Origin of the sequence: Bartonella sp. AA168HLJHH (genome assembly GCF_042197365.1) — a bacterium.
Taxonomy (GTDB): Bacteria; Pseudomonadota; Alphaproteobacteria; order Rhizobiales; family Rhizobiaceae; genus Bartonella.
The window spans coordinates 1-659 of record NZ_JBHIRS010000084.1 but is presented as its reverse complement, the minus strand read 5'-3'; the positions used below and the strand labels follow the sequence as shown (position 1 = coordinate 659).

Here is a 659-nt window from a genome sequence, read left to right as displayed (position 1 = left end):
TGTGCTTTTGTTACTGCTTGTAAATCAACATCTAAACCCAAAGCAGCCGCATGTTTGAGACAAAGATTAAGACGAATGAGAGCTCTACGCGCTGTAACAGCTTTTGTATGCCAGATAGGGGCAATAGTGTTGCGTATCTCAGTTTGTGTAATCTCAGAAACCGGCAGACAACCTAATTTAGGGAGAATATGAAGGCGTAATGGTAAAAACCAATCTCCATCTTTACCATCATTCTTGAGTTCAGCTTTACGACTTTCAAAAGCATCTATGGCAATATCTTTTAAGTAATGGAGATTGCTTATCGCCTCACGCTTTTGTTTATTGCGTTCTTTAATAGGGTCACGACCCTCATGCAAAACAGAACGCCATTGATTTGCCAATTCACGCGCTTTTTTTAAAGAAACGTTTCGCAATGCCCCCAAGCCCATTTCACGACAGCGCCCATGAATGGTATAACGATACAGCCATTGAGCACCTCCATCTTTACGCTTATGAAGTAACAAGCCGGCACCATCGTTATATTTGCCAGCCCCTAATGTTGCGACAGATCTTGCATTAAGACGGTTCATAAGAGCCATTTTAAGTCCTTTCTTATACAAATTTTATCCACACACTCATCCCACTTGCTATGTGCAAACGAGTGGTTTTGATTGATTCAA

The 659-nt window shown here is 41.3% G+C and carries 1 protein-coding gene; it reads right to left on the bottom strand.

Translation table 11 applies throughout. The features are described from left to right. On the bottom strand, positions 1 to 578 hold a 578-nt coding region (locus ACFINM_RS09875), incomplete at its 3' end, for a tyrosine-type recombinase/integrase (protein WP_375641388.1). Between the last annotated feature and the right edge of the window lie 81 nt (positions 579 to 659).